The sequence below is a fragment of the Ruegeria sp. HKCCA5763 genome, assembly GCF_013034545.1.
In the GTDB taxonomy this organism is placed as follows: Bacteria; Pseudomonadota; Alphaproteobacteria; order Rhodobacterales; family Rhodobacteraceae; genus Ruegeria.
In genome coordinates this window covers 456,187-478,877 of sequence record NZ_WQGF01000001.1, presented here as the reverse complement: position 1 = coordinate 478,877, position 22,691 = coordinate 456,187, and the positions used below count along the sequence as shown (strand labels likewise).

Genomic DNA, 22,691 nt, shown 5'->3' with positions numbered 1-22,691 from the left:
TGAAACCTTTTCTCTCATCTCAGACAAGCTTTATCGCGAAATCGCAGGTCGAAGATTCAGCTATAATTGAATGATCATTCAGTCAGTAGACATCAAGTAATTTGACTGGTATTCGGAGATAAGAACGCCTAAAAGGATTTTCTCGCAATGGCTGACACCCTACCGACGCATGCCCAAACCGTGATTATTGGTGGGGGGTCGATCGGCGCGAACACGGCCTATCACTTGACTAAGCTCGGCCATACCGATGTTGTCGTTCTGGAACAGGGACAACTGACATCAGGGACCACTTGGCATGCCGCCGGCCTGATCGTAGCTGGCCTCCTTAAATCCGAAGCTGAGTGCGCTATCTACACGCACGGTCGAGACCTTTATGCGAACCTAGAGAAGGAAACCGGTATATCCACAGGTTTCCGCGACGTTGGATATCTGCAGATTGCAACCAATGAAGAACGCCTGCATGAGATGCGCCGCGTCGCCGCCTTCATGCGGCGTTTTGGGATAAACAACCACGAAGTCTCAGTGAAGGAAGCGCAGGATATGTTCCCTATAGGGGACCTATCAGACGTCGTTGGAGCATTCCTCATTCCGGAGGATGGTCGGGCCAACCCGGTGGACGTGACAATGTCTCTGACCAAGGGAGCCAAAAACAGAGGCGCACGTTTCTTCGAAGGTGTGCGGGTTGAAGAGATTTTAGCCAGGAACGGCACCGCGACAGGAGTCCGCACCGCGAACGGTCATACCATAACAGCCGAAAACGTTGTGATCTGCGGTGGCATGTGGTCTCGCCAACTTGGTGCAAAACACGGTGTAAATCTACCGCTCCAGGCGGCTGAACACTACTACCTGATAACGGAAAGTATCCCGGGCCTACCTCGCGATCTACCCGTTCTCGAAGACCCTTCCACCTTCACTTATTACCGTGAAGAAGTCGGCGGGATGATGTTAGGGCTTTTTGAGCCCTGCGCTGCGGCTTGGAAGCTCGATAGTATCCCGGATGAATGGCAATTCGGAGAGATTGAACCAGACTGGGAACGTGTTGGGCCCGACCTGGAGAAAGCCTATTCGCGCGTGCCTGACACCATGAACTACGGTGTCAAAAAACTATTCTGCGGTCCTGAGAGCTTTACGCCTGATCTTGCGCCGCTTGTTGGCCCGACGCCTGAACTGCGCAATCTCTGGGTTGCATGTGGGATGAACTCACTTGGCATCCTGAATGGCGCGGGTACGGGAATGGTTTTGGCCCATTGGATGGTGGACGGCTTGCCGCCCATCGATGTTACCGGCATCAACGTCAATCGCTTTTCCCGTGAAATGGCGACACCGGCCTTTCGACGCGACAGAACACCTGAGTTGCTGGGAAAGCTCTTTGGACAGCACTACCACAATGAGAACTACAAAACGGCCAGAAACGTTAAGCGTTCAGTGCTCTATGACCGTCTCAAAGCGGCCGGAGCATTTTTCGCCGAAGGAAATGGTTGGGAACAACCTGATTGGTTTGCTCCGACGCCCGAAGAGGCCAAGGTCGAGAACTATAGTTGGTATCGCCAAAATTGGTTTGAATGGCACGCTGAAGAACACCGGACAGCACGCGAGGATGTCATCGTAATGGACATGACATCAATGGCGTGTTTCAGCGTCGAAGGACCGGGTGCCTGCGCCCTACTCTCTCGCCTTTCTTGCAATGACGTTGATGTTGAACCCGGTCGTGTCGTCTACACAGCCTGGGTAAATGAACGGGGTGGTTTTGAGGCTGACCTTACAGTTACCCGGCTATCCGATCAGAGATACTGGGTCATCGTAGGAGAAAACTCGGCGGGTCATACCGAGATGCGCATGCGACGGCACATCTTGGACGACGAGAACGTAGTTATAACCGACATCACCGCAGGGCGCTGCCAAATCAACGTTCACGGCCCCAAGTCGCGCGAACTACTGTGCAGAATATCCGGAGCCGATTTGTCGGACGAAGGTTTTCCCTTCATGACGGCGCGTGAAATCGACATCGGATATGCCGTAGTCATGGCCTATCGCGTGACGTTTATTGGAGAACTCGGCTGGGAGCTTCACGTACCCGCCACTCAGGCCGTGCAGACCTACGATCTGATTATGGAAGCAGGTCGAGATCTGGGTGTTCGCAATGCTGGAATGCAAACTCTCAACTCCCTACGGCTAGAGAAGGCTTATCGTGATTTCGGAATTGACGTGGACAACACGGACAACCCAATTGAGGCCGGGCTTGGTTTTGCCGTCAAATTGGACAAACCTGGTGGCTTCATCGGCAGGGAAGCACTCGCCGCGATCAATGCGAAAGGCACGCCCAACAACCGGATGTTGCAGTTCCTACTAAAAGTCCCAGAGCCTCTCATGTACGGCAATGAGATGATTTATCTAAACGGCAATGAAGTCGGATATATTCAAGTTGGCGGATATGGACACACGCTCGGCGCTGCTGTCGGCATTGGTTTTGCCGAGATTGACGAACCGTTGACCGCGGACATAGTCGCTACGGGGCATTGGCAGATCGAAATTGCAGACGAGAAGTATGATGCAACCGCCTCGCTCAAACCGCTTTATGACCCCGGCATGCAAAAGATAAAGTGTTGAAGCGGCCGTTCGTTGCTTTTCCTCAGACCGGGAAGTGTTTTGGGAAAAACCGCGACAGCGAAAGCATGCAAACATCCCTGAATTCCCGACGATCAGCCACTTTGGGATACAACATCAAGCTTAGCCACGCCCCATCAGACATCGCCTCTACAGCACGGGCTGTTTTTTCCGGATCGAGATCGTCGTAACTACCTTCGGTAATCAATTCACCGCACAGGCGCAAAATTCGATCATATCTTTCGTTGTCATATTTATTATGGATCTTCAGATAATTAGGCCGGTACTTTGCCTGCCCCCAGAAAGCAAACCAGACAGCCAAGCGCTTGTGGGTGCAGATACTTTTGTCAAAATCCGCTCGAATGATGGCTGCCAGCCGATGTGCGGCTGTAGGTTCCGCATCGTCGTAAGACTTTAGCCAATTCTCATAATGCTCTTTTGCAAGGAAACCCAACGCAGCGTCATACAGTGCTTCCTTGCTGTCGAAGTGATAGTTCACAACGCCATGAGACAGATTGGCAGTTTCGGTCACATGTTTGAGCGTCGTGTCAGAAAACCCACGCTTAGAGATCGAGTCGATGGCCGCCATTATCAACTGCAAGCGACGAACTTCAGGAGGTTCGGTGCGTCGTTTTTTCTGAAGCTCATGCGTCTCCAATTTAACTCTCCTCTCTTTCGGCCATTTGCCTGTCCAGCAAATCCGCTCTCTGTTGTCGGAACATAATTATTGCTGCGATGGCAACGCAAATAGCAATCACAAGAATCATGATGGTTGCTAGCGCGTTGATGTCCGGCCTGAGGCCCAGTCGAATGCGTGAAAAGATCAAAATTGGCAAGGTATTTGCGCCAGGGCCAGTAACAAAACTTGCTATAACCAAATCATCGAGAGACAGCGTGAATGCCAGCAACCATCCCGAAATTAGTGCCGGCGTCAGCTGTGGGATCGTTATAGCCGTCAGAACTTTGAACGGTTTTGCGCCAAGATCGGCGGCCGCTTCTTCCAGTGTTTGCCCCACACCGGTTAAGCGTGCCTGAATTGTCACCGCCACATAGGCCATAGAAAAGGTAATATGCGCGATTGTAATCGTCGCAAAACCACGCTCTGCAGGCCATCCGATCACCTGGTTCAGAGAGATGAAGAAAACCAGCAAAGACAATCCGGTTATCACTTCAGGCATCACCAAGGGCGCGACCAACATCCCTCCGAACAAAGTCCGCCCCTTAAACCGGCCAAAGCGCACCATAGCAAGACCTGCCAAGGTGCCAAGCGCTGTGGCAAATGTAGCGTTCACAATGGCAATCTGAAGACTGAGTGAAACAGCACTCCAAACTTCGGCAGATTGAAAAAGCTCCTTGTACCAGCGTAACGACCATCCACCCCAAACTGGTACCAGCTTGGAGTAGTTGAATGAGTAAACAACCAACAGGATCATTGGGATGTAAAAGAATGCCAGTCCCAAGGTCAGCATGATGGTTAAGAAACGGGAGCGTTTGGCGTACATCTATTGCTCCTCCGCTGCTTTCCCTTGGTAGTGCTGGAAAACCATGATTGGCAGCACCAGTATGAACAGCAAAACAATCGCAACTGCGGCGGCCACTGGCCAGTCGCTGTTTCTAGAGAACTCATTGTAGAGAACCCGCCCAATCATCTGCACGTTGCCGCCACCTAACAGATCGGGGATAACGTATTCGCCGGTCGCAGGGATGAAGACCAGCAGTGAACCAGCGACAATTCCAGGCATCGTCAGAGGTAATGTGATTTTGAAGAAAGTGTTCGTTGGTTTGGAACCAAGGTCGGCGGCTGCCTCGTTTAGGCTGTTGTCCAGCTTCTCCATATTCGCGTACAGCGGCAGGATCATGAACGGCATATAGGTATAGACGATCCCGATATAGACGGCGAATTCCGTGTAAAGCATGCGGATCGGCTCATCGATCACCCCCAGCGCTATCAGAAGGTTGTTGATCGTGCCTTGATCCGCAAGCAGGCCCATCCACGAATAGACCCGCAACAAGAAAGACGTCCAAAACGGAAGAATGATTGCAAACAACAAGAGCGGCTTCGCGACCGGCCCCGATCGTACAATTGCATAGGCAATAGGGTAGCCAAACAAGAGGCACAAGAACGTACACGTTACTGAAATCTTGAGTGAATTTACGTAAGTGTCAAAGTACAGGCTGTCTTCCCAGATGTAGACAAAATTGTCGAAGACTAGGCGGATTGTCATGATCCCGTCACCTGTCCACTCAATTAAACTTGTGAATGGCGGGCTCGCAATCGCCAGCTCAGCTAAGCTTATCTTTGCGACAATGAAGAACGGTGCCAGAAAGAATACAAGTAACCAGAAGAACGGTATGACAGTGACGATCTGACGCCATCTGTTCTGGATACGCCGCATCACTAAACGGATCATGGGTTGTCGTTCAACCTGCGGCGGTTCGAACATATCCTCGGTGAAATCCGTCATGAGTGGAGCAACATGGCGCTAGACGGATCCCAGCTGATATTCACCTTGTCTTCCCAGGTTAATCGCTGCGCAGCATGCGTCGGACGTGACTGGTTGGGCTGAGTGACGTCGAAGATTTCGCCATTGGGAAGCCTTACCTTGTAGATCGATGTCTCTCCCAAATACCCAACATCGTCGATAACGGCCGCTGTCTGGTTCGCGCCCTCAGCAATTGCATCAGATTTCTCAAGTCGAATTTTCTCGGGCCTCAGCGCAACCCAAATCTTGCTGCCAGCCTTAACAGAATGACCGTGATCAATATAAACTTCGCAGAACTCGGTTTCGACCCGAACATGGTCGGCCCCATCCTCGGTCACCCTGCCCTCAAAAATATTTGCTGATCCGATAAAGTCAGCCACAAAGCGGGATTCTGGAAACTCGTAGATCTCTGTCGGAGTTCCAATCTGTTTGAAGCGACCCGCGTCCATAACCGCCATTCGCGAAGACAGGGTCATTGCTTCTTCCTGATCGTGAGTCACGACGATGAACGTGACGCCGACCTTGTCCTGAATGTTGGCAAGCTCAAACTGCGTTTGCTTGCGCAGTTTTTTGTCCAAAGCAGCCAAAGGTTCATCCAAGAGCAGCAGCTTTGGACGTTTGACTAGGGCCCGCGCCAAGGCAACACGCTGGCGTTGCCCACCGGACAATTGTTTAGGTTTTCTCTTTTTGAAATCTTCCAACTCAACAAGCTTGAGGATGTCGTGAACTCTGTCCGCAATGTCTAGCTTGGGGACATGGTCTTGCTCCAACCCGAAAGCCACGTTTTTTTCGACGGTCATATGCGGAAACAGCGCATAGCTTTGGAACATCATATTGGTCGGACGTTCGTAGGCTGGCACATCGGCCATATCGACTCCGTCGATAGTGATTGTGCCACTGTTCAATTCCTCAAACCCAGCAAGCATTCGAAGCAGTGTCGACTTTCCACATCCAGATCCGCCTAAAAGGCAGAATAACTCTCCTTTGTAGATATCCAGATCAACATTGTCGACAGCGGTCACTGCACCATATTTCTTGGTTACGCCTCTGATTTTGACCAAAGGTTGCTGCTCTTTTTGATCAAGCCGTGGTTCTGGGCTGACAGCCGTGGAAACAGTCAATTTGGGCCTCTTAGTCTGCCAGTCGGGATCCGGGGATTCAGTAGCGAACCGGTCAGGTCCGCTACTGAATTTGCCAGTATGGGTGGATTTAGTTTCCGGCCTTAAAGTCAGTCCAGGTACGTGTCTGCAAGCGCTCGACCTTGGGAGGAAGAACGGCGGTCGTGTACATCTTGGCAACCTGATCCGATGTTGGGAACGCGGCTGGGCTGGAAGTTACAGCCTCATCGACCATCGGCTTGGCAGTCAGGTTGGCGGTCGCGTACCATGTGAAGTTACTATCATTAGCCGCAACCTCGGGGCGCATCATATAGTTCAGGAAAAGATGTGCGTCTTCTTTGTTCGCGGCGTCTTCAGGGATCAGCCATCCATCTATCCAAAGCTGCGCTGTACGATCACCTTCGGGCAGGAAGAAGTCTAGCACGACACCAGTGTCGGCTTCAACTGCGCCAGACATGGCAAGGAGACCATCAGGGCCCCATGTGGTTGAGACACAGAACTCTTTCTGGGGCATCCGTTGATAAGCATAGTTATCGAAGGTTTTGATGTATGGCCTGATTTCCGCCAGCATCTCTCCAACCTTCTCATAGTCTTCCTTGTTTGTGGAGTTCGCATCCAGGCCCATATGCGCCAAAGCCATCGGAATGATGTCGCCTGGGGAATCCAGGAATGAAACGCCGCACTTGGACAACTCTTTCATGTGAACAGGATCGAAAACCATATCCATCGATCCTATGGGGGCATCTGGATACGTCTCTTTCACCAATTCTTCGTTGTACGTGACGCCGTGCGTTCCCCACATATATGGAATGAAGTGTTGGTTGCCTGGATCCCATTCACTTGACAACTGCTCCATGATTGCGGGGTCGATGTGCTTGATATTGTCCAGCTTCGACATATCCAGCGGCGCAACAATACCCGCTTTTATCAATCGAGCCGTATCACTGCCGGCATGACTAACCACATCATATCCGCTGTTTCCCGCTAGTAGCTTCGCATCAATTGCTTCGGCAGAGTCATACGGATCATAAATAACCTTAATACCGTATTCTTTTTCGAAGTTCTCGATTGTGTCTTCAGCGATGTACTCTCCCCAATTCGTAACCTTCAACACACGCTCTTGCGCGTAAGCCGATCCCGAAACTGCAGTAGTAGTTGCCGCTATAACTGTAATTCCGGCGATTTTCCTGATTGAGTTCATAACTTCGCTTCCTCTCCCTGAGTGGTGGCTGAATTTGTCTTGCCTTATTTGCTAGTCTGTCTTCTCGAATGATCGCGCCTGCGTTGCGGGCGCGATCACCAAGCACCCCATTCTCCCAAGTCGCTATATTTTTATCTGACTGGTCATTCAGAACGGTAGTCCGCTGAATTCTGCACTGTCAAGCTTGGCTGAATGAATTTTGATCATATCGCTACATATCACTGGTTTTGTATCTGATTTGAGCAGGTAAATCGAAAACCATCGACCAAGGAAACCTCACGGGCGTGACTAGCAGCACATTTTTGAATGATCATTCAGTCAGAAAAAGTTGACGAGCAACTCAATTTAAGCGACACCTACACTCAGTCGAAGAGTGGCGGATCCAGCAAGGCAAAATTTTCAATCTTGGACACTGTCCCCACCTGAGACCCTAACTGACCAAACCAAAACTATGCGGGTTGCTCCGATGCGCGACGAAGCCAGAAACACAGAAATTCCCGCCAATTGGGACCGTCGCGGGTTGCCCGGCTGGTGCTATCACAGCAACGCCCTTCTTGAACTCGAGAAGAGCGAACTTTTCAAAACGCATTGGCAAATCGCGTGCCACGTTTCGGATGTTCCGGAACCCGGTAATTTTCTGTGTTTTGACATGTGCGGTGAACGCGCCCTGATCTTGAAGGACAGCAACTCGGACATCCGCGCGTTTCTAAACGTTTGTCGTCACCGCGGCTCTCGGCTGGTCTCGAAAGAGCAAGGAAAATGTGCAAACGCTCTAGTTTGCCCATTTCACGGCTGGGTTTACAATCTTGATGGAACGTTACGCGGCGCCGCCCGTCCGGAGTCGTTCCCCGATCTAGACAAGCACGAGTTTGGCCTGAAAGAGATTGAAATGGAAATCTGGCAGGGTTTTGTCTTTGTCCGTTTCAAACCTGGACCCCAGCCATCAGTAGCCGAACTGCTAGCCCCGATTGAACAGGAAGTCTCTGCCTACAAAATGGCCGAACATGTCCCGACGGACGGAATCTGGACCGAGGAGACTCCTGTAAACTGGAAATCGATCAGAGATGTCGACAACGAAGGGTATCATGTCCCGCTCGCGCACCCTGCCCTTCAGGATTTATATGGTTCGACCTATTCAGACGAACCATATGTCGACGGCGTCTCACGCTCCGATGGAAGATTCACTCCGACGAAGGGCCGCAGGTGGGCTGTTCGCAACTACAAGAAATTCACTAGACCACAGCCTCACCTGCCGGAACACTTGCACAAAACTTGGCTTTACTACGGCATTTTTCCAAATGCGGTAATAGCCGTCACACCTGAGACGACCCTCTTTTATCAAGAGTTTCCGATCACGACGGATAAATCCATTCTACGGAGCGCGACATACCGAAACTCGAACGAAGACCGCCAACAAAGAGCGGCACGCTACCTTGCCGCTCGGATTGATCGAGAGACAGTGGAAGAAGATATTCAGCTCACGATATGGTCCAACGAAGCCATGGCTTCAGAGGCGTTCGAGGGCTTCTATCTTTCTGATCTCGAGTACGGCGTACGCTCCCATCATGACCATCTCAGGAAAATTCTTCCAATCTACAACTCTGAATCAGCACCTGGAGAAGATGAAGTCGCCGCGTTGAATGATGCGATGTCAGCTGAGCCGAAATCGTGACGAAAGGTATATTCAAAGTGGAGGAAGCAGAAGCTCAAAGGCAGTTCCTGGCAACGACTGTCGGAACGCCTGGTTCTGGTGCCACAAGATATGCAGCTGCGATGTATTTCTTTAAGAACGGAAAGCTTTCTGCCGAGATGCTGGAAATCTACCGAAGATGCAGCAAGTTTGACACGGAGGATCCGCTCGATCTGGCTAGATACGAGGGCGTTTCAATTCCAGAATTCGTTTGCAATCTATGCTCAAGAACTAACGAATGACTTCTCGCGCGCAAATGAACAAATCCTTAGACAATTCAGATCCTTGTAAATTCTCACGATGCTGAGAAAGCCAAAAACCTACTCCGAACATTGTCTCACAGGCCACTTAAAGTGTTGGAGCGAAAACATTGAAAGTTTATGACTTTGACGTCGTTGTCGTTGGTGCCGGAGCAGCAGGAATTGCAGCTACTCGTGCTCTCGAATCGGCGGGACTCTCAGTAGTCTGCATCGAGGCATCCAACCGCGTCGGGGGGCGCGCGCACACGGACACGGAAATCTTTGGCGTCCCGTTCGACGTGGGAGCGCATTGGATGCACACCGAACATGCAAACGCTCTGAAAGCTCCGGGTCTAGCACTTGGTCTTGATCTCTATGCGGCCCCGGACAACGCGGTGACGTATGGCTTGGAGGATGACGCTGTTCTGTGGGACGAGGTCGACGAAATTCATAGCGCGATAAAAGAAGCGGCGCGCATCGATGCAGAAATTGAAGCAAGTACCGGAATTCCAACAGACCGGTCCTTGGCAGACATTTGGCATAACAAAGGGCATTGGTCATTTACGGCAGCGATGACATTCGCGTTGTCAATTGCCAGAGATTTGCCGGATACATCTCTGCGAGACATCAGTGCCTGGGAGGGCGGAGACGATTGGTTTTGCCGCGAAGGCTTCGGACACCTCATTGCATGCACCGCAAAGGGGCTGCCAATTAAATTGGCCACTCCGGTCACAGAAATAAAATCTCTCACTGAAGGCGTGCAGATAACTACGGCCACTGGCAAGATCAAAGCTCGAACCGTAGTTGTTACAGTTTCCGTCGGCGTCTTAGCCGAAGACATCATCCACTTTGATCCCCCGCTAGAATCCGACCGACGCTCAGCGCTCGAGCTCATCACTATGGGAGACTACAATCACGCTGGCCTCCTTTTCCGCCCCGGAGCTTTGCCAGTGCAACCGGATACTTGGCTGACATACCACTTAGAACCCGACGCCAAAGGGGTAGCCCGTGGAGGTGGTTTTCTTTGCGACATCTCAAACACCGGTTTAACTAGCTTTGAAAGTTCTGGCAGCTTTTCCAAAGATTTGCAGGATGCGGGATCTGAAAGCGCCATAGAACATGCGCTCGAAACACTGGTTGGCTTCTTCGGCACGACAGTCAGAAAAGCCTTCATCAAAGGCCACGCCACCGCTTGGCGAAATGAACCTTATGTGCGTGGTTCTTACGCTGGAGCCAGACCAGGAGGCCACGACAAACGCGCTGTCTTACGACAGTCTCATGCTGAGCGGGTGCACTTCGCCGGTGAAGCGACACATCCTAACCAACAATGCTCGGTCAGCGGAGCCCACCTAGAAGGATTAAGGGCCGCGGAAGATGTGTTGGCGCAGTTAAGCTGAACACCTGGCGATCAATTTGCTCCAGCACTGGAACAATCTAAGAATTTCAAGCAAACCTTTCGACAAAATTCACAAGGCTAAACTCAGCTTTCGCGTGCTCTGCGGTCAATTCAGATCAAACTATCCAATCAATGAGAGATGATAAGCGGTTGAAAGTTTTGGGCGAACACCAAGCGGCTGTGTTTCAGCGGGGTGGCACTATGGGGTAAGATACTCTCTTTTGATTAGTTTTCTTGGATGCCCAGTAAGGAACGAAACCAGACTAAGTGTCACAGAATGTCTGTGTCTGCTCTGCAGACGAAGCCGCCATTCACTGCATTGCTTTGAAGATGCCCCGAGATCGCATCGCAGGTTTTCAAAAGATGACAATGCCCGAGCGTTGTTTTAACCTTGCTTTATGAGAGCTCGCCTTGCCGTGATCTTGATGGCCGACCTGGTCGGCTATACGTCCGCAATGGAGGCGGATCAGTCACTCGCAATCGGGCTGATCCGCGAACTTCGGGATAAACTACTGGAACCAGAGGCCGTACGAAGAGGCGGCGAGATACTGAAGCGTATGGGTGATGGATGGATAATTGCCTTTCCTTCAGTGTCAGCGGCAATCGAAACCGCTCAATTTGTGCAACTTTCATTGGTCGACCATGAGAAAATCAGGCTTAGGATGGCAGCTCATCTCGGGGAGATCGTTCAAGACGAGGCCGACATTTATGGCGCCGGTATAGACATCACCGCACGCCTGCAAACCGAAGCACCACCCGGTGGTGTGATGATCTCCGAAGACCTTAGGCGGCAGTTGGACAAAAAGTTCTCAGCGGGTTTCAGCGATGCTGGTACGTTCGATTTAAAGAACCTTGCTCTTCCTGTGAATGGGTTTCAATGGCGGCCCGCCACGCAGCGTGAAATAGAACATACCGAGTTGCCTTCTATTGCAGTCGAGCCGGTCACAAGTGCTCCCGAAACGAGAGAGACGCTTGAGGTTTGTGCTGACCTGCAGGAGCAATTGGTTCACAGTCTTTCGCGTCGCACTGGTGTGCGTGTAATTGCAACAGATTCAACATCCGAGACCAAAGCAACTTAAAGCCTGAGGTGCAGGTTGCGCTGCCGGGAGACCGAAGCAAGGATCTCGTCCAGCCTTACCCGCTTGGGAGATGGACAGGTAACTTGGTCGCGCTTCTTAAACGGAAGTTCAGAGGATTTGTTTGAATTAAGCGATCGGGCTGCAGAACAGCTCTCAAACGATTTACTTCTGCAGATCAACGCATTTGACGGTGACCGACTGAGCGACATTCCAGACGATCAACTGAGTCCAAGTGAGTTGAGATCCCGAGCGGCAATGCTGTTTTATCGTGCCACCATCGAGGACTATAATCATGCGGGTAAATTGCTTGAGCGCGCGCTTCGACTTGATCCCGAGAACGGATCCGGGCTTGCGATGTGGTGTGAAGCCAAACTGTACCCCTTGGAAGCATGCTATCGCGAGCCTGACCCTGATCTGCGCACGCGGATCATCGAGTCTTCGAACAAGGCTGTACAGGCAGCTCCTCGCTCCGACTATTGCTGGTACACGAGGGCACAGGTGCGTGCGCGCCTCGCGCGTGATCTGCATGGTGCGAGGAAGGACATTGATAGAATTTTCCGTCTGAACCCTAGCTACGTGTTGGGCATGGAGGCAAGCGGTTACACCGAAGTTATTGCCGGTAACTGGGAAGCTGCACGGAACAGTTTGGTGGGGGCTGTGAGTCGTTCCAAAGAGGATCCGTTTCTGCCATACCGGCTTTATCCCCTTTCCATTGCCCACATGATGGCAGGTGATAAGCAACTCGCGATCGAAGCTATTTCAGACGCAACTGAAATGCGTCCCTACTGCAGACACTTCTGGTTAGTTAAGGCGTGGATACTCAAGAAGTCGGGAATGCAGTCCAAAGCGGAAACTGCTGCAGAACGTGCTAAAGCGCTGTCTGAAAAAGCGGATATCCTGGCACAAAACCTTCATCTGCCTGAACCGATTAGAGAGGCTATAGGGTTGCCAGGTGATCCGATCCAAGCTTAGAGGCCTAAATGGGTTACAATAGCGTAGACTTATGATCGAATGGTAGACATGTAAGACGTTCCCGCCTTTCGATATTCTGCCAAGACCCAACCTGAAGCGCGCTAACTACTTTCACCTCGGGCGATGATATGCGTTATTTCTCAGGGTCGCTTTGGGCTCGGTGCGGTCATTCGCTCGATTCAGTTGACCGTCTGCATTGCGGGACACACCGGAAATTCGTAAATGGCTGGATTCCGCAGCCTACTCGATCAGCATGTGGATCTCAGCACGTACATCGGAGTTGCAAAATCCTGTTCTTCGGCCAAAGCTCGGAAACAACCTTAGTAGAGTTGAAGGAAACCCCATGGCTAATCTGGGCACACGTCCGATCAGGACGCGCGACGACATAGCTGAGTTCGAAGCCGAGATGACGCTCGACGAACGGTTGCCCGAGCAAAGCATCTTGGAGGTCTTTGAAAACAGTGCTGAGCGTGATCCCGATGCTGTTGCACTGACGATGTTGATGACCGGAGCACCAGATGAGCAGCCTCGTCGTGTCACCTACGGCCAGCTACTTGGGCAGATCCGGCGCGCAGCAAATCTTTTTGCCGAGATTGGAGGGGAGGCACCGGGCGTGGCGTATATGTTGCCCGCTTTGGTTGAAACACACGTCACGCTTTGGGGCGCAGAAACGGCTGGTTACGCTGTGCCCATAAACTTTCTTTTGCAGCCTGAGAGCATAGCAGAGCTTATCAAAGCGTCGGGGGCGAAAATCCTCGTTACTCTTGGCCCACACCCACAACTCGACATCTGGCAGAAAGCTTTGGCATTGAGGGAGCAAATCCCGGACCTCGTGCTGGTACGCGTTTCTCCCCCGGGTACGCCTGCTGAAGCCGGGGTGATTGACCTCACCGAGGCATTGTCTGACCAACCACAGGATCACCTGGCATTTGGGAAGGCCCGGAGCGGTTCTGATCTGGCGGCCTATTTTCACACCGGGGGTACAACGGGCGTTCCAAAGCTTGTTGCACACACGCATCGCAGTCAATTGGTTGCAGCTTTCGGGGGCGCAGCTATGTGTGGTTTTCGTTCGGATGATGTTTTTACGGCCACGTTCCCGCTTTTCCACGTCGCCGGCACGATTGTGGGCGGGCTCAGCTGTTTCATGGCAGGCGTAGAGCTGCTTGTGATGACGCCCGCGGGTTTGCGTAATCCATCGGTGGTCGAAAGCTTCTGGCGGCTTGTCGCAGATCACAAAGTCACGATTGTCGGAGGTGTTCCAACCGCGATTGGGGCGATCCTGCAGACACCGATTGGTGATAATGACGTCTCGGGCGTGCGGGCGGGTGCAACCGGCGCATCACTGCTTCCACCCGCCGTCGGGCAACGCTTCAAGGAGGTCACGGGCTGCACTTTGTTCGAAATTCTTGGCATGACAGAAGCGTCCGGACTGATCAGTATCGACCCACTGGGTGGTTCTGGCACTGCGGGCTCAGTGGGTTGGGCGTTGCCATACACAAGTGTCGACGTTCTGAAGCTGGAAAGCGATGGCCGTCTGGGAGAGGAATGCGAGGTCGGCGAAATTGGTGTAATTGCAATTACAGGCTCCCACTTGTCTCCAGGATACAGCGAGCCGAGCTTCAACACTGGGGTATTCGACGAGGGTGTCCTAAACTCGGGCGACTTGGGATACAAAGACGCTGATGGCTGCCTGTACGTTGCTGGCCGTTCGAAAGACCTCATTATTAGAAGCGGTCATAATATAGATCCGGCCATGATCGAAAACGCGATGAGCACCCATCCCGCTGTCGCGTTGGCCGCTGCGGTCGGGATGCCTGATCCTTATGCCGGAGAACTGCCCATGTGCTTTGTTCAGGTCCACACACCGGATGATGTTACGGTCGAGGAACTCATGGAACATGCTCGGCAGACCATCGACGAAAGACCGGCATGGCCCAAAATCATTGAAATTGTTGATGAGATTCCCCTGACGTCCGTGGGCAAGATTTTCAAACCCAGCCTGCGATGCGATGCTGCAAAGCTGGTCGTGAAAAATCTGCTTCGTGACGAACTTCAGGTGTCTGATGCCGATGTGCAGGTGGAGGCTGGAGGGCCACGCGGGCTTTGCGTGACGGTGAAACTGAATGATGCAAACACGACGTCCGGACCTCTTGTTGAGCAAAAGCTCAAGGATTTCCTGTTCGAGACGCGCATTGTGGGAGGATCGTAAAACGCGCTCGTCCTCGCTGCGCGAGTTTCCGATCGCAAAATTTATTGCACCGCGGACGCCCATTGTGCGAGCCTCTTAAACGATCGTATTGTTCGGGGAGGGCAAAATGGCGGTTCCGTTGGGTGTGATATCGGTCTTCGTCGGTCTGGCAATATGGGCGGGTCTGGCTGTTCATGCGGTCATGAAGAGAAAGTTCGTGCCCGTACTTCTCTTTGGCATTCTGCTGATGCTGTACTTGAACGCCGGATACGTCATTTACGGCCCCGCGGCCTCCATAGCTAACTTTGTCGGTATCTATGACGTGTTGATCAATTTGGGACTGAGCGATCCGGTGAGTGCCGCTGCCGTCTCCACGTGCCCAGACAATTCCTGCTCTGTCTGGGGCAACACATTCACAAACCATCCTGCGTGGGGCGTTGCCTTTTATGATCGTTTTGCGAATGGACCAGAGCTGAGATCGGCTCTGCTGCTTGGGCATGTCGTCTGCAATTCCATTGTTTTTGTGCTGATGCACGTACAAATGTTCTTTCCCGGTGGTCGGGGGGCGAACCACGCGATCCTCGGGCGCATCAGCTTTGGGATACTGACAGTTGGTGTTGGTTGCGCTGCGATACTCGCGGCCCAACACGGTCCTGTTGGAGAGTACGGCGGGGCCCTGTCGACATGGGGCTTTTTCTCAATGTCTATCTTCGTCTATGCCACCGCTGTTATGGGAATACTGGCAATAAGACGACAGGATACAGCCCAGCACCGTATCTGGATGTGGCGCTTTGTTGGTTCGATGTGGGGATCATTCTGGTTGTTTCGTGTTCTACTTTTTGTCATCGATCCGCTGTTTCGCGACATCGAAGCCCTCGCGATCCAGATTTGCATTTGGGGATCGGCGCCGGCTGGCATTTTGATTGCTGAGATGGTTCGAAGACGAGTCGATGAACGGGATGAAATCGCACCAGTCGTAGCTGAATAGGCTTTTTGTGCATCATCAGATTCACGTATGGCGATCCATAAGCACCATTCGAGACGGTCTCAAAAAGAGGCTGCTTAGGGCTCAACGAGGTCATTCGACCGTTTTTGTCTGATGACGGCTAAGCGCCGCTAAGCGGTCTTTCGGCAGCAGACAGTCGAACTTTCTTCATTTAGTGAACGCTCTGCACGATAACAGTCGCTGGCGATAATAGTCCGCTGTTACCGTGCTTCGAACATAACTACCGCCCAGCTATGCCGTGTAAGGCACAAGTATTCGCAATTCATGCCGAATTACGATATATAAAATAAATACTTGCCACGTTGCACCTTCACCTTCTGAGAACAGAGGAGTCAAATATGCCAACACCTCTCTTCAAGCCAGGTCATTCTGGCAATCCCGGCGGGCGACCCAAGCTGGACCCCGAGACAAGAAAGTTGATCCAGTCGAACGGCGAGGTCGCGGTGAAACGCATGAGCGACCTTTTGTCGATGGACGAGCTTTTCAATCGCATAGATGGGAACGGTGAATTTGTATCGGGAAAACTCTCTGGCAAAGAACAAATCGCCCTGTTAGCCCTAGCTCAGGACCGAGCATTTGGACGCGCTGATGGCGTTAGCATCACACACACCCACAGCGGAACTGTCGGTATGAGCATCAATCCGAGACAGCGGCTCAAAGATATCAGCCACCGCCTGCCAGAAAGATTGGCTCAGCAAAAGGTGATCGATTCAAAACCCGATGACGACGAGTAGTGTCCAACCATCACATAGCTGCTGTCTAAGTTGGAGGTTTGGGTTTGTATGCACAGGTCAATCGCTTGCGCGCGATAACTTAGGATTGACCCACCAATTTTGTGCGTTCGGTCCCTTCCGGTGGCATAGTGATCGTCGGCGCATGACACATCGCATCGGGAGAGTTTGGTAACCCTTGGTCTATAGCGCCGCAAGAAGTGCGGCTAGAAATCCAATCATTTCGTGTAGCGTAGTTGCCTTGGAGTTGCCTTTAGGTGAACGTCCCTACGATACTCAAGTGGCCTAACCACGTAAAATAATGAAATTTAAATATAAAATTGGTACCGCCTCCCTGGCTTGAACAGGGGACCTCTGGATCCACAATCCAGCGCTCTAACCAACTGAGCTAAGGCGGCACTCGTGAGGGGCGATTTACCGAACGCGCCGGGGGAATGCAAGAGGATTAAAGCCGAAATTTCCAGCTTTGTTCGACAAGATCGACCCCAAAGGAATGCACCGGTTTGCTGTCTGTCAGTTCCCACCCAAACGCCTTGTAAAGCGAACATGCCGCCCTGTGGCTTTCGTGGGTCCACAGAACCATTTCCTGATATCCTGCGTTCCTTGCAAAGCCTGTGCAGGCTTTCAGCAGCCGCTTGCCCACCCCATGACCGCGTGCCTCGGGGACAAGCAGAAACAAGCGCAGTTTTGCCGTGTGCTGATCCAGACCTACACAAAAAATGCTGCCCAGCCGTTGCCTGCCCTGCTCTGCAATCCAGCCTCTTTCGCGGGTGGGATCGTGGGATGCGATGAACTCGTCAAGGATACGTGCCACCAAAGGCGCGAAACTGTCGTCAAACCCTTCATCACGCGCATAGAGCCTACCGTGCTGTTCGACCAGCCAGGCGGCGTCGTCAGGTTGAAAGGTTCTGAGTGTAACATCATCCATGATTTATCTGACCGCAAAGGTGACTTGATTCTCAACCCCGTGCGCGCTAGCAGGAATGCTCAGTCTCGGAGGCACAGATGGGCATCAATACCGAACGCGACATTCAGGCGAATCTGCAAATCGGCCCAACCGATCAGGGTATGGTGCGCCTGTTCATCGAAGCTGACGGGGTGGAAATTCCGATGGATTTCGACCCGGAAGAAGCCGAAGAAATTGCCGATGAAATCCGCGCGGCTGTCCAAGCCGCTCTGGCCGTCAAAGGCTGACGCTAAAGCCGCGGATCGCGCAACGCGTGCAGACGACGTGCCGCATCTGTTGCAAACTTCTGGATCATCTTCTTCCGCCGTGCCGGGGCCAGTTTGTCCTCAGGAGACATGCGCACAATTTCTGCGTCATATGCGTCGGCGATGATCAAACCGGTTTCCGCGGGCAAAAGATCGACCGGAAAATCAGTGTCGACAGCCCAGAAAAACCGATCACACCACTCCAAATAGCCCTGCCATTTCGAATCTGACTGATAATCGGCCCGGCTGGATTTGCATTCGATCACCCAAAGCTCACCCTTGGGCCCCAACCCCATCACATCGACCCGCAAACCACGTGCCGGGACAAATTCCTCAACAGATACAAAACCATGCGTCGCAAGGTGTCGCGCGACACCCCGCGCCAGTTTCTGTCCAGGCTGCAAATCCAACACCATTCTTCAAATGTGAACAATTAGTGAACAAAAGTAAAGCACCCCTTCAGACTTGACATGATACCTTTTGGTACTGCATTAATATGATACCAAATGGTATCTCATTTGAGGGTGCTTATGGAAAACCAAACTCAAAACGCGTTTCGTGCGCTGGCTGATCCAACCCGCCGGGACATCGTGCAACTGCTTGCAGTTCAGGACATGACAATCGGGCAATTGACCGACCGGTTCGACATGACCCGAGCTGCGGTCAAGAAACACCTGACTGTTCTTTCTGACGGTGGCTTGATCTCGGTCGAAGTGCGCGGTCGGGAACGCATTAATCGACTTGAACCACTGGGGATGGCCCCTGTTCTGGATTGGCTCAGCTATTTTGACCAGTTCTGGGACGACCGCCTCAACTCTCTCAAGGAAGCTGTTGAAAGAAAATCAAAATGACCGATTCTGTATTGAAGAAATCAATATTCCTCAGGGCCGAACCGGAAACCGTATGGGCTTATCTTACGGACCCTGACCATTTGGCAGAATGGTTTCACAAACCGGAACGGCCGTTGGTCGAAGGTCAAAAGCTTGAGATGTTTGGCACCACAAGTGGAGACTTGCTGATCTGGGGCGAAGTTCGCGTCGCTAAACCTCCCAAGTATCTTGAATACACGTTCACAGTGAAACCCATGGGCGATGCTGTAAGCACCGTGAAATGGACCTTGGAGCCTGTGGCAGGTGGAACGCGTCTTGATCTGCGGCACGAAGGCTTGCCGCAGGGTACTGATGCCTTCGGACTGATCCTGGCCTTGGACAAAGGGTGGGACGAACACTTTGGCAAGATGCGCGTGGCTTTGCACGAAACTGTTGATGCCTGACCCCTTGTGCGAACCCGCCAGACACCCTAGTTAAACGCGTGGCGGGTTCTGCCCTTCTTGTGACAGGTAGCATTCTGGTGGCCTTAAGCAATTCCGAGGGGGCTGGCTCTGTTCAGGTCCTGGCCTGATTACCTGGCGCCCACCTGTACATACAGGTCCTCGGGAATCACACCGCACGGTTGACTGGTGGTCCCGCCGCAATTTCCCCTGAATTTCAGCGCTCTGCGCGGGCTTCCTGCTTGGCAAGTGCAGGCTTGAAGCTATGCACGACAGGCGATCCACGCCGTGGACCACCGGGCTTTTCGGCCATGCTCATGATCTTGTAGGCGAATTGTACCCCGGCAAAGACGATACCGTTCATGAACCAGATCATGATCAGCGCGATCAGACCGATTTCCGAGCCCGTGATCAGGTTGCGCAAGTTCGCCACGTTCAACGCCAATAGAACCCCGACAAACACTGCCGAGATAACAAAACCCCAAGCGACTTGAGTGATATACAGACGGATCAGTTTCGGCATCGCATCTCTCCTTGCGCTGATATCAGAAGTCTAGCGCTTGGAGGGCGACGGTAAAGGCGTCAGAACGCCTCGGGCTGAGCCTCGCGTGCCATGTGGTCCAACACGGCGTTGACGAATTTGGGCTCTTTGCCTTCGGGGAAGAAAGCGCGCGCAACGTCAACGAACTCGGTGATGACCACTTTGGGTGGCGTGTCGCTTTGGGTCAGCTCTGCCCCAGCCGCGCGGAACAGCGCCCGCAGGGTCGGATCGATGCGCGAGATCGGCCATTTTGCGACCAGAGCGCGGTCGGTCATCTGATCGATCGGCGCCTGATAGTTCACCGCGTTGTCGACCAGCGATCGGAACACGCTGATATCGCCATCCAGCATTTCTTCGCCCTCATAGACGGCGCCAAAACGGTGATCCAGAAACTCGTTAACAACCTGTTCAGTTGTCTGACCCGACTGCTCCATCTGGAACAGCGCCTGCACAGCATAAAGCCGGGCGGCGGATTTCATCAGGCGTTTCTGGTTGGCCGGTTTCGGCGCGTCTGTCTGGGTCATGCTGTCGTGGGTCCGTTGTTGTCGCCCGCCACAAGGATGGACTCGGACGGCGGCTTGAAGCCAACGCCCTTTTTGGAAGAGCCCCACTTACGGCTGAGTGCGATCAGATGCAAGGCCGCAGCGGCCGCCCCGCCACCTTTATTCATCTTTTCGGGGTTAGCCCGGACTTCGGCCTGTTCATCATTCTCGACCGTCAGAATACCGTTGCCGATACACAGGCCCTGCAGACCCATCAGCTGGATGGCGCGGCTCGAGTCGTTGCAGACGGTCTCATAATGCGTGGTCTCACCACGAATGACGCAGCCCAGGGCGACATAGCCGTCGAAATTGCACTGACGGTCGGCCATGGCGATGGCGGTGGGGATCTCCAGCGCGCCCGGAACTTCAACAACCTCGCAGGTGCCGCCTGCGGCATCGATCTCGGCCTTGGCACCGGCGATCAGATTGTCGGCAATCGCGCGATAGAACGGGGCCGCCACAATCAACAGCTTCACCGGCTTGTCGAAACTGGGTGTCGGCAGGATGCCATGCTTGTCTTGTTCAGCCATGATCAGTCTTCCTTCAAAATCGAGCGGGTGCCCACGATGGACAAACCAAAGGCGTCGAGCCCCAGATACACGGTTTCAGGCGAGTCGGTCAGCAGCACCAGGTCCTGAATACCCATTTTGGACAGGATCTGCGCGCCCAGCCCGGTCTGCTTGATGGTTCGCGGGCCATCATCGTCAATAGCGTAAAGTGAGTTGCGTGGTTGCCGGAACAGGCAGACGACACCGCGCCCCTCTTCGGCGATCTTTTCCATCGCACGCGGCAATTCGCGCGAAGATTTCGGCCCGAGACCCAGGATATCCGGCGCTTCGTGCAGCGCGTGCGTGCGGGTCAAAACCGGCTCAGGCGTCGAGATGTCGCCCTTTATCATGACCACGTGTTCGATGCCGTGGGTCTGATCGGTGAATATCCGCATTTCCCAATCGCCGCCATATTCTGACGTGACGGTCTGACGCGAAGTTTCCACCACCAGATTGTCATTGCGCGAGCGATAGCTGATCAGATCACTGATCGTGCCGATTTTCATGTCGTGCTCTTGAGCGAATTCAACCAGATCAGGCAGACGCGCCATGGTGCCGTCGGGCTTCATGATCTCGCAGATCACCCCGGACGGGTTCAACCCTGCCAGACGCGAGATATCAACGGCAGCCTCTGTATGGCCCGCACGCACCAGCACCCCACCCCGCTTGGCCCGCAATGGGAAGATATGGCCAGGCGTCGCGATGTGCGCCATTGTGTTCTGCTCATTGATCGCGGTAGCCACGGTCAGCGCACGATCAGCAGCGGAAATTCCGGTACTGACACCTTCGCGCGCTTCAATCGATACGGTGAAGGCCGTCTCGTGCCGGGACGAGTTGTTGACGGCCATCATCGGCAGCCCCAGCGCATCCACGCGTTCCGCTGTCATCGGTAGACAGATCAGGCCGCGCCCATGGGTCGCCATGAAGTTGATTGCCTCGGCATCGGCGAATTCAGCGGCAATGACCAGATCACCTTCGTTCTCACGATCTTCGTGGTCGACGAGGATATACATCCGGCCTGCGCGCGCTTCTTCGATGATGTCTTCGATCGGGCTGATCGCATCGCGCAGCTGGGCCTCAACCGGACCGGGGGTTTCAAAGCTCATGGGGCAGCCTTTCAGATGGCATGTTTGCACGGCGGAATAGACCACTCAGGCCCCAAAGGCCAGCCTGCAAACGGCGCAGATCGGGCGCGACGCGACGTATCAGGACATCTCGGCCAAACGCGCGACGTAACGGGCCAGCGTATCGATCTCAAGGTTGACACGATCGCCAACACGAACGTCGCCCCAGGTGGTCACCTCTTTGGTGTGCGGAATGAAGTTGATACCAAAATCGCAGTCTTTCACATCGTTGACCGTCAGAGAGGTTCCGTTCAGTGCCACTGACCCCTTTGGGGCGATAAACCGCGCCAAGTCTTTGGGCGCGCGCAGAGTCACACGGGTGCTGTCGCCTTCGTCTTCGACGGCAACCACCTCGGCCACGCCATCCACGTGACCGGATACGATATGGCCACCCAATTCGTCGCCAACCTTTAGCGCACGTTCAAGATTGACGCGTTTGCCAACAGTCCACGTATCCAGGTTGGTTTTCGACACGGTTTCAGCGCTGATCTGAACATCATACCAATCATCCCCCAGTGCGATCACTGTCAAGCAAACGCCATCACTGGCAATTGAAGCCCCGATATCAATACCGGACGTATCATAGGCTGTTTTGATACGGGCGCGCAGGTCTCCCTTCTGCTCCAGTTCGGTGACGGTGCCCATGTCGGTAACGATCCCTGTAAACATTCCGTTAACCCTCAGTCTCTACGCTGTCTTAGTCTCACCGCCGAGGTAAGCCTATCAGACCGCGCGAGCAAGCCCTGC

At 53.2% G+C, this 22,691-nt stretch carries 23 protein-coding genes and 1 tRNA gene; 11 read left to right on the top strand and 13 right to left on the bottom strand.

The genetic code is table 11. The annotated features are described in order from the left end of the window. Positions 1-147 precede the first annotated feature (147 nt). On the top strand, positions 148-2,607 hold the full coding sequence (locus GOV89_RS02385) for an FAD-dependent oxidoreductase (protein WP_170482791.1): 2,460 nt from the start codon (positions 148-150) through the stop codon (positions 2,605-2,607). A gap of 22 nt (positions 2,608-2,629) precedes the next feature. On the opposite strand, the gene GOV89_RS02380 is transcribed toward GOV89_RS02385, so the two are convergent. From GOV89_RS02380 to GOV89_RS02360, 5 genes are all read right to left on the bottom strand, one after another. Further along, positions 2,630-3,262 carry a TetR/AcrR family transcriptional regulator gene (locus tag GOV89_RS02380; RefSeq protein WP_170482795.1) on the bottom strand — a complete coding sequence of 211 codons (633 nt, stop codon included), beginning with the start codon at positions 3,260-3,262 and terminating at the stop codon, positions 2,630-2,632. A 1-nt stretch (position 3,263) separates the two neighbouring features. Further along, the gene (locus tag GOV89_RS02375; RefSeq protein WP_170482798.1) at positions 3,264-4,106 is read right to left on the bottom strand and encodes an ABC transporter permease subunit; all 843 of its coding nucleotides are present in this window, start codon (positions 4,104-4,106) and stop codon (positions 3,264-3,266) included. Then, positions 4,107-5,015: an ABC transporter permease subunit gene (locus tag GOV89_RS02370; protein WP_371810599.1), complete on the bottom strand. Its 909-nt coding sequence runs from the start codon at positions 5,013-5,015 to the stop codon at positions 4,107-4,109. Positions 5,016-5,065: 50 nt separating this feature from the next. Beyond that, on the bottom strand, positions 5,066-6,208 hold the full coding sequence (locus GOV89_RS02365; RefSeq protein WP_170482804.1) for an ABC transporter ATP-binding protein: 1,143 nt from the start codon (positions 6,206-6,208) through the stop codon (positions 5,066-5,068). Between the two features lie 88 nt (positions 6,209-6,296). After that, positions 6,297-7,406 (bottom strand): extracellular solute-binding protein, encoded by a 1,110-nt coding sequence (locus tag GOV89_RS02360; RefSeq protein WP_170482807.1) that lies wholly within the window; start codon positions 7,404-7,406, stop codon positions 6,297-6,299. A 466-nt stretch (positions 7,407-7,872) separates the two neighbouring features. On the opposite strand from GOV89_RS02360, the gene GOV89_RS02355 reads away from it, so the two are divergent. The 7 genes from GOV89_RS02355 to GOV89_RS02325 all read left to right on the top strand — a co-directional run bounded on the left by GOV89_RS02355 (position 7,873) and on the right by GOV89_RS02325 (position 16,710). Continuing rightward, a complete protein-coding gene (locus tag GOV89_RS02355; protein ID WP_170482810.1) occupies positions 7,873-9,078 on the top strand; it encodes an aromatic ring-hydroxylating dioxygenase subunit alpha in 1,206 nt (401 codons plus the stop codon). Positions 9,079-9,466: 388 nt separating this feature from the next. Continuing rightward, on the top strand, positions 9,467-10,732 hold the full coding sequence (locus GOV89_RS02350; protein WP_170562713.1) for an NAD(P)/FAD-dependent oxidoreductase: 1,266 nt from the start codon (positions 9,467-9,469) through the stop codon (positions 10,730-10,732). A 424-nt stretch (positions 10,733-11,156) separates the two neighbouring features. Continuing rightward, positions 11,157-11,810 (top strand): adenylate/guanylate cyclase domain-containing protein, encoded by a 654-nt coding sequence (locus tag GOV89_RS02345; RefSeq protein WP_171237352.1) that lies wholly within the window; start codon positions 11,157-11,159, stop codon positions 11,808-11,810. A gap of 63 nt (positions 11,811-11,873) precedes the next feature. Next, positions 11,874-12,782: a M48 family metallopeptidase gene (locus GOV89_RS02340; protein ID WP_171237351.1), complete on the top strand. Its 909-nt coding sequence runs from the start codon at positions 11,874-11,876 to the stop codon at positions 12,780-12,782. A gap of 343 nt (positions 12,783-13,125) precedes the next feature. After that, positions 13,126-14,991, top strand: coding sequence for an AMP-binding protein (locus GOV89_RS02335; protein ID WP_171237350.1), 1,866 nt, complete (start codon positions 13,126-13,128; stop codon positions 14,989-14,991). A 106-nt stretch (positions 14,992-15,097) separates the two neighbouring features. Then, the gene (locus tag GOV89_RS02330; protein ID WP_170482822.1) at positions 15,098-15,958 is read left to right on the top strand and encodes a hypothetical protein; all 861 of its coding nucleotides are present in this window, start codon (positions 15,098-15,100) and stop codon (positions 15,956-15,958) included. A gap of 356 nt (positions 15,959-16,314) precedes the next feature. Then, entirely contained in the window at positions 16,315-16,710 is a 396-nt protein-coding gene (locus GOV89_RS02325) for a hypothetical protein (RefSeq protein ID WP_170482826.1), read from the top strand. 318 nt (positions 16,711-17,028) lie between these two features. Here GOV89_RS02325 and GOV89_RS02320 read toward each other — a convergent pair. Both GOV89_RS02320 and GOV89_RS02315 read right to left on the bottom strand, forming a co-directional pair. Continuing rightward, a tRNA-His gene (locus GOV89_RS02320) sits at positions 17,029-17,105 on the bottom strand. 47 nt (positions 17,106-17,152) lie between these two features. Next, positions 17,153-17,635: a GNAT family N-acetyltransferase gene (locus GOV89_RS02315; RefSeq protein WP_171174835.1), complete on the bottom strand. Its 483-nt coding sequence runs from the start codon at positions 17,633-17,635 to the stop codon at positions 17,153-17,155. 77 nt (positions 17,636-17,712) lie between these two features. Between GOV89_RS02315 and GOV89_RS02310 the strand changes: the two genes are divergently transcribed. Then, the gene (locus GOV89_RS02310; protein ID WP_171089264.1) at positions 17,713-17,901 is read left to right on the top strand and encodes a DUF6324 family protein; all 189 of its coding nucleotides are present in this window, start codon (positions 17,713-17,715) and stop codon (positions 17,899-17,901) included. A gap of 2 nt (positions 17,902-17,903) precedes the next feature. On the opposite strand, the gene GOV89_RS02305 is transcribed toward GOV89_RS02310, so the two are convergent. Continuing rightward, positions 17,904-18,335 carry an MmcB family DNA repair protein gene (locus GOV89_RS02305; protein ID WP_171174837.1) on the bottom strand — a complete coding sequence of 144 codons (432 nt, stop codon included), beginning with the start codon at positions 18,333-18,335 and terminating at the stop codon, positions 17,904-17,906. Between the two features lie 114 nt (positions 18,336-18,449). On the opposite strand from GOV89_RS02305, the gene GOV89_RS02300 reads away from it, so the two are divergent. Next, the gene (locus tag GOV89_RS02300; protein WP_171174839.1) at positions 18,450-18,770 is read left to right on the top strand and encodes a helix-turn-helix transcriptional regulator; all 321 of its coding nucleotides are present in this window, start codon (positions 18,450-18,452) and stop codon (positions 18,768-18,770) included. Continuing rightward, positions 18,767-19,192 carry an SRPBCC domain-containing protein gene (locus GOV89_RS02295; RefSeq protein WP_171174841.1) on the top strand — a complete coding sequence of 142 codons (426 nt, stop codon included), beginning with the start codon at positions 18,767-18,769 and terminating at the stop codon, positions 19,190-19,192. Before GOV89_RS02300 ends, GOV89_RS02295 begins: the two co-directional genes overlap by 4 nt. 214 nt (positions 19,193-19,406) lie before the next feature. Here the strand turns inward: GOV89_RS02295 and GOV89_RS02290 are convergent, their stop codons facing one another. The 5 genes from GOV89_RS02290 to GOV89_RS02270 form a co-directional block, all read right to left on the bottom strand. Beyond that, entirely contained in the window at positions 19,407-19,712 is a 306-nt protein-coding gene (locus GOV89_RS02290; protein ID WP_171237349.1) for a hypothetical protein, read from the bottom strand. 59 nt (positions 19,713-19,771) lie between these two features. Beyond that, positions 19,772-20,254, bottom strand: a complete 483-nt coding sequence (gene nusB, locus GOV89_RS02285; protein ID WP_171174846.1) for a transcription antitermination factor NusB — start codon at positions 20,252-20,254, stop codon at positions 19,772-19,774. Further along, positions 20,251-20,802, bottom strand: coding sequence for a 6,7-dimethyl-8-ribityllumazine synthase (locus GOV89_RS02280; RefSeq protein ID WP_171174848.1), 552 nt, complete (start codon positions 20,800-20,802; stop codon positions 20,251-20,253). Before GOV89_RS02280 ends, nusB begins: the two co-directional genes overlap by 4 nt. Positions 20,803-20,804: 2 nt before the next feature. After that, positions 20,805-21,926 (bottom strand): 3,4-dihydroxy-2-butanone-4-phosphate synthase, encoded by a 1,122-nt coding sequence (ribB, locus tag GOV89_RS02275; protein WP_171174850.1) that lies wholly within the window; start codon positions 21,924-21,926, stop codon positions 20,805-20,807. A gap of 99 nt (positions 21,927-22,025) precedes the next feature. Beyond that, positions 22,026-22,613 carry a riboflavin synthase gene (locus tag GOV89_RS02270; RefSeq protein ID WP_171174852.1) on the bottom strand — a complete coding sequence of 196 codons (588 nt, stop codon included), beginning with the start codon at positions 22,611-22,613 and terminating at the stop codon, positions 22,026-22,028. Between the last annotated feature and the right edge of the window lie 78 nt (positions 22,614-22,691).